The sequence below is a fragment of the Plesiomonas sp. genome (assembly GCF_051650925.1).
Lineage (GTDB): Bacteria > Pseudomonadota > Gammaproteobacteria > Enterobacterales > CAMTGL01 > Plesiomonas.
Genome location: NZ_JBOFRH010000144.1, coordinates 1 through 8,670 on the forward strand (window position 1 = coordinate 1; position 8,670 = coordinate 8,670).

6 protein-coding genes and 1 tRNA gene are annotated in these 8,670 nt (G+C 47.8%); 3 read left to right on the forward strand and 4 right to left on the reverse strand.

Annotation, left to right across the window (positions count from 1 at the left end; all coding sequences use genetic code 11):
• Positions 1 to 81: 81 nt before the first annotated feature.
• The 3 genes from ACRC27_RS03155 to pepA all read right to left on the reverse strand — a co-directional run bounded on the left by ACRC27_RS03155 (position 82) and on the right by pepA (position 5,035).
• Positions 82 to 2,937: a valine--tRNA ligase gene (locus tag ACRC27_RS03155; RefSeq protein ID WP_438639180.1), complete on the reverse strand. Its 2,856-nt coding sequence runs from the start codon at positions 2,935 to 2,937 to the stop codon at positions 82 to 84.
• Between the two features lie 13 nt (positions 2,938 to 2,950).
• Positions 2,951 to 3,421 (reverse strand): DNA polymerase III subunit chi, encoded by a 471-nt coding sequence (locus ACRC27_RS03160; RefSeq protein ID WP_438629580.1) that lies wholly within the window; start codon positions 3,419 to 3,421, stop codon positions 2,951 to 2,953.
• 105 nt (positions 3,422 to 3,526) lie between these two features.
• Complete coding sequence (gene pepA / locus ACRC27_RS03165) at positions 3,527 to 5,035, reverse strand: leucyl aminopeptidase (RefSeq protein ID WP_438623572.1); 1,509 nt, start codon at positions 5,033 to 5,035, stop codon at positions 3,527 to 3,529.
• A 216-nt stretch (positions 5,036 to 5,251) separates the two neighbouring features.
• Here pepA and lptF point away from each other — a divergent pair, with 216 nt between their 5' ends.
• Positions 5,252 to 6,352 (forward strand): LPS export ABC transporter permease LptF, encoded by a 1,101-nt coding sequence (gene lptF, locus ACRC27_RS03170; protein WP_438629562.1) that lies wholly within the window; start codon positions 5,252 to 5,254, stop codon positions 6,350 to 6,352.
• Positions 6,349 to 7,416, forward strand: a complete 1,068-nt coding sequence (lptG, locus tag ACRC27_RS03175; RefSeq protein WP_438629560.1) for an LPS export ABC transporter permease LptG — start codon at positions 6,349 to 6,351, stop codon at positions 7,414 to 7,416. Before lptF ends, lptG begins: the two co-directional genes overlap by 4 nt.
• Positions 7,417 to 7,488: 72 nt before the next feature.
• Here lptG and ACRC27_RS03180 read toward each other — a convergent pair whose 3' ends face one another.
• A complete protein-coding gene (locus tag ACRC27_RS03180) occupies positions 7,489 to 7,995 on the reverse strand; it encodes an RDD family protein (protein WP_438623575.1) in 507 nt (168 codons plus the stop codon).
• Positions 7,996 to 8,144: 149 nt separating this feature from the next.
• Between ACRC27_RS03180 and ACRC27_RS03185 the strand changes: the two genes are divergently transcribed.
• Positions 8,145 to 8,229: transfer RNA gene (locus ACRC27_RS03185), tRNA-Leu, on the forward strand.
• Positions 8,230 to 8,670: the final 441 nt, after the last annotated feature.

An 8,670-nucleotide genomic window follows, 5' to 3' on the forward strand; every position in this document is an offset into this window, starting at 1 on the left:
GTGATTTTCTGTGTGATTTTTAACGTGATAACGGTAAGTTGCCACCGGTATCGCGGTGATACAGCACGGAATATCAGTCTGTTACAGTGAGGCGATCACTGTGTGTTGCTCTTCAAGTTTTTGTTTTGCTTGTGCGTAACCCACGAGCTTTTCACGCTCTTTGGCGATGACAGCTTCTGGGGCGCGAGCAACAAAACCTTCGTTGGCCAGTTTGTTTTCAATACGTGAAACTTCACCGTTTACCTTTTCGATCTCTTTTTGCAGACGAGCGAGCTCTGCATCTTTATCGATAAGGCCTGCCATTGGGATCAGTACCTCGGTGTTTCCGACCAGTTTTGTTACGGAAACCGGGCCTTTTTCCCCTTCAGCCAACAATGTGATGCTCTCTAAACGAGCCAGACTTTGAATGAAGGTTTGGTTGGCGTTTACGCGGCGCTGTTCTTCGGTACTGGCGTTACGCAGCAGAATATCGAGCGGTTTGCTTGGTGCGATATTCATTTCTGCACGGATATTACGCACGGCAATGATCAGCTGTTTGATCCACTCCAGATCTTCCATTGCAGCGGCATCGGTTGCTTCTGGCTGATATTCTGGGAATGGTTGCAACATGATGGTTGCGGCATCAACATTGGCCAGCACTTTAACCCGCTGCCAAATTTCTTCGGTAATAAATGGAATGATAGGGTGAGCTAAACGCAGCAGCCCTTCGAGCACATGGATCAAGGTATGACGTGTGCCACGCAGTTCGGCCTCTGAACCGCTGTTCATTACCGGTTTGGTCAATTCCAGATACCAGTCACAGAACTGATTCCACGTGAACTCGTACAAAATACCGGCTGCAATATCAAAGCGGTAGTTGTCGAGTGCTTCACGGAATGCTTTTACGGTGTTGTTGAATTCACCTAAAATCCAGCGATCTGCCAGCGACAGTACCATTTCGCCACCGTGTTGGCCGCAATCTTGATCTTCGGTATTCATGAGTACAAAGCGGCTGGCGTTCCATAATTTATTACAGAAATTACGGTAACCTTCCAGACGTTTCATATCCCAGTTGATATCTCGGCCGGTAGAGGCAAGTGCTGCCAGTGTGAAACGCAGCGCATCAGTGCCGTGTGCTTCAATGCCTTCTGGGAACTGCTTTTGTGTACTCTTGCCGATTTTCTCTGCCAGCTGTGGTTGCATCATGTTACCGGTGCGTTTTTCCAGCAGATTTTCCAGTGAAATACCGTCAATCATATCCAGAGGGTCAATAACGTTACCCTTGGATTTTGACATTTTCTGACCCTGCTCATCACGGATAAGGCCGGTGACATACACGGTTTTAAACGGAACTTGTGGTTTACCGTCTTCATCTTTGATGAAGTGCATGGTCATCATGATCATGCGGGCAACCCAGAAGAAGATGATGTCAAAACCGGTCATCAACACATCGGTCGGATGGAAGGTTTTCAGCGCATCAGTATTTTCTGGCCAGCCGAGGGTGGAGAAAGTCCATAGGGCTGAGGAGAACCAGGTGTCGAGTACATCATCATCTTGACGCAGTACGATAACGTTGTCTAAGTTGTACTTGCCGCGCACCTCTTCTTCGGTACGACCAACATAGACGTTGCCATTGTTATCGTACCAAGCCGGAATGCGGTGACCCCACCAGAGCTGGCGTGAGATACACCAGTCTTGAATATCGCGCATCCAAGAGAAATACATGTTTTCGTATTGCTTTGGAACGAACTGGATATCCCCGTTTTCAACGGCTTCAACGGCAGTTTTGGCCAGTGGTGCGACGCGTACATACCACTGATCCGTCAGCATTGGCTCGATCACCACGCCACCGCGATCTCCGTAAGGAATGGTCAGATCGTGTGGTTTGATCTCTTCGAGCAGACCGAGTGCGTCAAATTCAGCGACTACGGCTTTACGCGCAGCGAAACGCTCCATGCCCTGATACTTGACTGGCAGCTCGGTGCTGTAAGCGGTGCTTGGTTCGCCATTGGTATTGAACACTTCAGCTTCATCGCGGATATCCGCATTGAAGGTCAAGATGTTGATCATTGGCAGGTTGTGGCGTTTACCGACTTCGTAGTCATTAAAGTCGTGTGCCGGGGTGATCTTCACGCAACCGGTGCCTTTTTCCATATCGGCGTGTTCATCGCCCAAAATAGGAATGCGGCGGCCAACAATTGGCAAAATGATCTCTTTGCCAATCAGGTCTTTATAGCGTGGATCTTCAGGGTTTACTGCTACGCCGGTATCACCCAGCATGGTTTCCGGACGCGTAGTCGCGACTACGATGTAGTCTTTACCGTCTGCTGTTTTCACGCCATCGGCCAGTGGATAGCGGAAATGCCACATTGAGCCTTTGCTCTCTTTGTTTTCCACTTCCAGATCGGAGATCGCGGTGTGCAGCTTTGGATCCCAGTTCACCAGACGCTTACCGCGGTAGATCAGATCGTCTTCATACAGACGAACAAAGACCTCTTTAACGGCATTAGACAAGCCGTCATCCATGGTGAAACGTTCACGTTCCCAGTCAACGGATGCTCCTAGGCGGCGCATTTGTTTGCAAATTGTACCGCCAGACTCGGCTTTCCATTCCCAGATCTTGTCGATAAACGCTTCACGGCCATAATCTTGGCGGGTTTTGTTCTCTTCCGCCGCAATTTTACGCTCTACGACCATTTGGGTTGCAATACCCGCATGATCGGTACCCACCTGCCATAAGGTATTTTTACCCTGCATCCGCTGATAGCGGGTGAGAGCATCCATCATGGTTTGCTGGAAAGCGTGCCCCATGTGTAGGCTGCCGGTGACATTCGGCGGCGGGATCATGATGCAATAACTGTCTTTGCTGGTATCACCGTGTGGCTTAAAGTAGCCGTTCTCTTCCCAAGCTTGATATAAGGCTTGTTCGATGGCGTTCGGGTTATAGGTCTTTTCCATGGTCATCTTAAGGCTAATTCGTTGAAGGCGTTACGCCAAGATCGTGGGTTGCAAGCTGGAAGCCGGCTTGCCGGTATGCTTTGTAGCGCTCACGCGCCAACTGCTTTAGAGTTTCGTCATACGGCACGAAGTCTACCACTTGGGTAAATGCAGAGGCAAAGTCAGCAACCTGAGGTAGTAAGGATATCAGTAAATCGCGTCGCGATGCGTTACGTTTTTCTGGCCATGCAATTTCTACGGGTGAACCATAGTGCGGCCCTTCTCCAGCAAGGTTATGCGGTACAAACTGCTGTGGGTCAAATTGCCACAATGCTTCATCAAGGCGAAATGCATCTTGCTGTGAGGCGCAGGCCAGCAGTACTCGCAATCCGCTACGCCAAGCATCTGCTGCCAACTGACAAGCCAGAAGCTCATGGCTTGTGAGGTCAGATGGGGCATCTACCGGAGCCGGTGCATGTAATAAGTAGAAGGTTGCTTGCTTTATCATAATATAAACGGGGGCAAACGCCCCCGAGAGTACTCAGATTCAGTGGAAAACAGCCGAAGCAGCCACCACACATGTCATCTGTTACGGCATGACTGCGCAGCATTACTCTTCGATATTCACGCCTGCGCGGTTTAGCAAGAATTGCGTTAACATCGGAACAGGTCGTCCGGTTGCGCCTTTTGCCTTGCCTGATCGCCATGCTGTACCGGCAATATCAAGATGTGCCCAGTTGTACTTTTTGGTAAAGCGTGAGAGGAAGCAACCTGCAGTAATTGCACCTGCTGGGCGGCCACCAATATTTGCCATATCCGCAAAGTTAGACTCTAGCTGTTCGTGATACTCATCACCCAGCGGTAAACGCCAAGCTTTGTCACCGGCCTGTTCTGAGGCATTGAGCAGATCATTTGCCAGCGGATTATGGTTGGAAAGCAACCCGCTGATGTGGTGACCCAACGCGATCACGCATGCACCGGTTAATGTGGCAACATCAATCACCAGCTCTGGCTCAAATCGTTCAGCATAGGTAAGTGTATCACACAATACCAAACGGCCTTCGGCATCTGTATTTAACACTTCAACTGTTTGACCCGACATCGTGGTAAGAATATCACCTGGGCGATACGCTTTACCATCTGCCATATTTTCACAGCCAGCCAAAATGCCGACAACATTTAGAGGCAGTTGTAGTTCGGCGATTGCGCGCATGACACCGAACACAGTGGCCGCACCGCACATGTCGTATTTCATCTCATCCATCCCCTCAGCGGGTTTGATTGAGATACCACCGGCATCAAAGGTTAGCCCTTTGCCGATTAGCACAATCGGCTTATCTTCAGGGTTGGCTGCACCTTTATAATCGATAATTGACATTAACGACTCATTTTGTGAGCCTTGACCCACAGCAAGATAGGCATTCATACCTAACTCTTTCATCTGCTGTTCGCCAATAACACGGGTAGTTACGGGGGCAAACTCATCAGCCAACTGGCGAGCATGTGACGCTAAATATGCCGGATTACAGATATTAGGTGGCATGTTACCTAAATCTTTGGCAATTTTTAGGCCAGAAGCTACGGCCAAAGCATGCTGAATGGCTTTCTCCCCGACCGTTAATTCACGGCGGGTTGGCACATTAAAGACCATCTTGCGCAGCGGACGACGCGGCTCAACTTTGATGCTCTTCATCTGATCAAAGGTATAGAGCGCCTCTTTTGCTGACTCAACAGCCTGACGCACTTTCCAGTAAGTATTACGGCCACGCACATGCAGTTCAGTTAAAAAACAAACGGCTTCCATTGAACCGGTTTCGTTGAGAGTATTAATGGTTTTCTGGATAATTTGCTTATACTGACGTTCATCAAGCTCACGCTCTTTACCGCAGCCAACCAGCAATACGCGCTCGGAAAGAATGTTGGGAACTTGATGTAAAAGCAGCATCTGCCCGGGTTTCCCCTCAAGATCACCGCGGCGCAATAATGAACTAATATAACCATCACTGATCTTATCCAATTGCTCAGCAATCGGTGATAGACGGCGAGGTTCGAAGACACCGACAACAATGCAGGCGCTACGCTGCTTCTCTGGGCTGCCGCTTTTAACACTAAACTCCATGCAGTCTCCTAAAGACAAAGGATGTGCTTTTCGGGATAATGACGAACGGGTTAAGTTCATCGCATTCACCAGACTAATACGTTAACCTATCTAGCGAACAACGTAAGGGGTATTATCCCTTGCTCGTTAGAGGGCCAAAGAATTGAAAAATGGCTTGTTAACCCAAAAACTATAGATATTCACTTAAAAAAACAAGTTTTCGCAGGCATAAATAGCGTGATCATTATTAGATATCTGGTACGGGAAGTGCTTAAGAGCCAGATCGCCATCTTGTTCGTCTTGATGTTGATCTTCTTCTGCCAGAAGTTAGTCCGAGTTTTATCCTCTGCTGTAGAAGGCGATCTACCGGCAGATTTAGTGCTGTCTATCTTAGGCCTAGGCTTACCTTACATGGCACAATTAATGTTGCCACTGAGCCTGTTTGTCGGTTTATTGTTCACTTATGGCCGACTTTACGCTGAAAGTGAAATGACCGTCATGTTCGCCTGTGGTATGGGAAAGCGTATGTTGATCCGTGCTGCGGCATGGTTGGCACTGTTTACCGCAATTATGGCCGCAGCGAATGTCTTATGGTTAAGCCCGCTCTCGGCACAAACTGAAGAGCGAGTCATCTCAGAAGCAAAAGCCAATCCAGGGCTTGCTGCGCTGGTGGCAGGGCAATTCCAAAGCTCACCCGATGGCAGTTCGGTTATTTTTGTCAATAATATTGATAACAACAAACTCAATAACGTGTTTGTTGCACAACTGCGCCCGCGCGGAGAGAGCAGTCGGCCATCGATTGTCGTATCAAAATCCGGGGAAGTAGAAAAAGCGAAAAATGGCGATCAAATGCTGATATTAGATAACGGCGTTCGCTATGAAGGTACCGCATTTTTACGTGATTTTCGAATCACCCATTTTGATACCTACAACGCCGTTATTGGTCACCAAGATGTCGCCGTTGATGCCAATGACTGGGAACAGATGTCTACGCGTGACCTGTGGAATAATGACAACATCAAGGCACGCTCTGAGCTTAACTGGCGGTTAACCTTAATTATGGCCGTTCCTATCTTAGCACTGCTGGTGATCCCTCTTTCTGCAGTTAATCCACGGCAAGGGCGCTTTGCTAATGTTGTTCCAGCCCTGTTGCTGTACCTAATCTATTTCCTGCTGCAAAGCTCACTAAAATCGGCCCTTGATAATGGTCGAATTGATACCAGCGCGTGGATGTGGCTGACCAACGCCGGCTTCTTAGCACTCGGTGTGATACTGAATATCTGGGATAGCGTGCCAATGCGCCGTTTCCGTGCTAAATGGCAAGGAGCGTCAGTATGATGCGGATCTTTGACTGGTACATTGGCCGTACCATTTTTAGCACTATCATGATGACGCTGGCCACATTAGTTGGGCTATCTGGCATCATCAAATTTGTTGAACAGCTAAAAAAAGTGGGTGAGGGTGCTTATAGCGTCTGGAGTGCAGGTACATTTACACTGCTGACCATACCCTCTGATATCAATATCTTCTTTCCCATGGCCGCTTTACTCGGCGCACTGCTTGGATTAGGTATTTTAGCCAGCCGCAGTGAACTGGTGGTTATGGAAGCTGCCGGTTTTACCCGTCTGCAAATTGCCATGGCAGTAATGAAAACCGCCATTCCGCTCGTCATACTGACCATGGCGTTGGGCGAGTGGGGGGCTCCGTGGGGAGATCAACTGGCTCGTAATCTACGCGCCAAAGCCATTTATGGCGGTTCACTGCTCTCAAACTCTGGTGGCTTGTGGGCAAAAGAGGGGAATGATTTTATCTATATTGAGCGTATTGTTAACCAGCAAGAACTCAATGGTATCAACATTTACCAATTCAACCCACAGCAACAATTGCAGTCAGTCACCTACGCCAATAGCGCCAATTACAGTGATGGAAGCTGGACACTCTACCAAATCGATAAATCCATCATTGGTGAAAAATCAGTAGAAGGCGTGCAACAATTCTCGTCGAGCTGGAAAACCAGCTTAAGCCCCGACAAACTTAGTGTAGTGACCATCAAACCGGAATCACTCTCTATTACCGGTTTATGGCAATACCTACATTACTTAAAACAGACCGGACAAGAGACAGGGCGCTATGAACTTGCCCTGTGGCGGAAAGTCCTGCAACCGGTCACTGTTGGCGTCATGATGCTGCTGGCTCTCTCATTCATATTTGGCCCGCTGCGCAGCGTGACCATGGGAGCCCGCGTACTTACCGGTATCTGCTTTGGCTTTGTCTTCTATGTTGCCGACCAGATTTTTGGCCCATTAAGCTTGGTATATCATGTTCCCGCCATTATTGGTGCAGCGTTCCCAAGCCTCATGTTTTTGGCTCTTAGCTGGTACTTATTAACGCGTCGTCGTTAACCATAAACACAAAAAAATGACCGTAAGCCATATTTCGGCTTACGGTCACGCTTACCAGAAAAAATAATCCGATTATTGCGTCTTCCGTTTTCCTAACAACGATAAATTCTCATCTTTACCCAGCACAACAACCTCACAATCGGCCATGTAATCTTGAAACGCGCGTAAATTGCCGCGATCAAACAACACCACCAAATTTCCGAATCCTACCGTTGCCGTGACCAAACGCACCGTTGCTTGCGTGAATGTCAGATTACGACCATCTAATTGTTGAACCCTTAAACGCCAGGCCCGCATCCCTAACGTTTGACCGCTGCGCTGCCAAAAACCAACATAGAACCAACAGAAACAGCCTAATAAATAGAATGAATACACCGGTTGGGAATCTAAATATGCCGCCACATCCATATTCACCGGGATCTGAATTGCGCCTGTTTTAGCCAATAGAGCAGTACAACCTACTGCAATTGCCCCTGCAACCATCACAACAGCAAGAGAAAGCAACAAATCATAGATAAACGCACCTACACGCCGAAAAAAGCCCGCACGTGCGTGGCCAGAGGCAGACATAACAGCCATATACATCCCGTAGATAATCAAATAAAGCCAAAGTGTAGCGATAATTGCCGCATCGCAAAAGGAATTGTATTTTTTTCAATCGATTAAATCACAAAAACATATAAAATGATTGCAGAGCACAAACCGCTATGTATAATGCCAACCAACAAGCCAGTGTGGTGAAATCGGTAGACACAGTTGATTCAAAATCAACCGCCTTCGGGTGTGACGGTTCGAGTCCGTCCACTGGCACCAAAAAACCTTCTTAAGCAGCAATGTTTAAGAAGGTTTTTTTGTTTTTGAACCATGATAAGCCCGCACTCTACAATAGAACGTATATTTTCTGCATACCTATCCTCGGCTGCACCCCACACAACGTCATACCCAACAGATCAACAAAAGGGATAAAAGCACCTTTCTGTATTGATAGATCTCTTTTGTGAACCTCCGATTTTGTAGTACCTCTTATACAGATGTACACCTCTATATTTATGTCGATACCAGCAACATCCACACTTGCTTCACCATTCTTCTCATTTTCCCTGTTTTCGTACACTCATAGATCACGCACACTTATTTCTTTGTATTTACACCAGATACAACTCACTCGTAATGTAATTTGTTTTACACAGCCTCTATTGGCTGAGTTATCCCCGTGATCTTATGCTTTCGCGCATGACAGCTCTTTTTCTAGAG